Here is a 2,028-nt window from a genome sequence, read left to right as displayed (position 1 = left end):
CTGACGTAAAGGCGTTCCCAGGCTTCTACCTGTTGCTCCAGTTCGGGGAGGGTTGTAGCAGTTTGGTCGGACAGTTGTCCTTGCACCAAAAAGGCTTGGGTGAGGGAGCGACGGCACTTTTGCAGGGCATTCAAAATTTGGGATCCCAGATAGGGGTAGCGATCCCCCCCCAGCATTAGGTAGAGGCGATAAAAGATCATCTCTTCCGGGTTTTCGCTGGGCAACAGGTGTTCTAAGGCCAGGAGCAGGGTTGCGACAGAGGCTTGCAGGGCCTGGATTTGGTTTTGGAGTTGTTTGCGGCGGCGCTGTTTGGGCAGATAGATCATGCTGCCGATCACAGCCACGGTGCCTGCCCCTACACCTCCCAACAGCCAGGGGGAAGCGGGCGGCGGATAGGCCAGGGTATAGCTCTCCGTCAGTCCGGTCACTAGGGCTTGTGAGGGATCCCCACGGCGGAGCAGGTTACGCACTTCGCTTCTGAGGCGTTCGTACTCGCGGTCGGAGGTATCGAGACGGGTACCGTAGAGGGTTTCGCCGTAGGTGATGTTGAAGCCCCAAGGCAGGGTGGTGTCGGTGCTGGCGGCCAGGGTTAACCCGTTGCGATCATAAAAATCCGCTTGAGAAAGATCCCGTAGTCCGGCTTCGGCTTCCACGCGGTCAATCCGCTCAAACCAAGCATTTTCAGTGGGATCCCGTGCATCCGTCAGATAAACCAGCACCCGAAAGCCTCTTTCTGACCAGGGGGCAGCCGCTTCACAGATTCGGTTGGCATCCACCGCCAGAATGGACTCAAAGCGCAGGCTGGCATGGGGGCAAAAGGGGGTTTGGGCTTGGGCAGAGCCAGTGGCAAACAGCAAGGACAGCCCTACCAGTAGCGCCATGAGAAACGGCATACGCTTGACCTAACCCGACAGGTCTACTTTATCTTCGTCTCCGGGGTAGTACCCAAGATGTAACGATGGAGAAGTAGAGTTTCACGGTGTCCTGCTCCCATGCCTGTCTGTCCTAGCTGCGCATCTTCCCACGCAGTCAAGGATGGTCACATTCACATTAGTCGGCAGTCTTCAGGGCATTGAACCCTTCAGCCTGCCCGCTATCCTGCCCTGCCCTTCGCTGAAGACGGGGATAGCCGCGTTATGGTTCTGTCCATCTAGTCCTGCAAGGAACCTTCACCTGAGGCAATGGTCACAAGGCTGATTTCCTGAAAAACATTGCTCCTTTATTAAAAGATTGAAAGCCCCTTCACAATTTAGCGGTAAAATGTTTTACCAGACCCAGTAAACGTGTCTTACACTACCTGCTCCTCATTGGCAGTCTTAACTATGGAAATTTCCAGCCCCCTCCAGCATGCCCTCCGTGTTCTCCCCGAAGATGCATCAGAATCCATTGTTAGCAACATCTTTTCTCCAAAGCTATTCGAGGCGCTGGGCTTTCAACAGGGAGAAACTGTCCCTCAATTTAAGGTACAATCTCTTGGTGGGAGCGCTGTTGACTATGCTCTGCGGAAGAACACCTCAACCGCCGACATTTTCCTCCAAACCAAGAAAAATCCAAACGTACTCGTAGAGCTAAAGGGAAGAAACTGGTATCTCAGTCCGGGCAGTAAGAGCTACATCGAAACCCAACAGCAACTGGAGACCTATCTGCTAGCTCCAAAATGTATTCATTCAGCTCAGTGGGGGATCCTCACCAATGCTAATCATATCCAGCTCTTTCGCAAGCATGGTCGAGCCATCTTCCCAGCTACCACCTGCACGCCCATTAGCTCTGAGAATGTAGATGAGATAGTGCAGAAAATGAAGCAAAAAATAGATCATCCTGAGCGAAGTCTAACAATCTCAGTTTACAACAACAGAGGTGGTGTAGGGAAAACAACTTTAGTGATCAACTTAGCGGCTACTCTGACTATTCAAGGTTGGAAAGCTTTAGTTATTGACTTTGACCCCAATCAACGGGATCTTACCGAACTCGTTGGCATCTCTGCTGTTGCAGATGAAGTCTACAAAGTCCTACGTGATAGAAACAGAA

At 52.2% G+C, this 2,028-nt stretch carries 2 protein-coding genes; one reads left to right on the top strand and one right to left on the bottom strand.

What is annotated here, in order from left to right; genetic code table 11:
* The coding region (locus tag JX360_RS17280; RefSeq protein ID WP_244353471.1) for a hypothetical protein at positions 1 to 893 on the bottom strand (893 nt) is incomplete at its 3' end.
* Positions 894 to 1,322: 429 nt separating this feature from the next.
* Between JX360_RS17280 and JX360_RS17275 the strand changes: the two genes are divergently transcribed.
* Positions 1,323 to 2,028: ParA family protein (locus JX360_RS17275; protein WP_244353469.1), on the top strand; the 706-nt coding region annotated here is incomplete at its 3' end.

The organism is Thermostichus vulcanus str. 'Rupite', from assembly GCF_022848905.1.
Lineage (GTDB): Bacteria > Cyanobacteriota > Cyanobacteriia > Thermostichales > Thermostichaceae > Thermostichus > Thermostichus vulcanus_A.
This window is presented reverse-complemented; position numbering and strand designations above follow the sequence as displayed.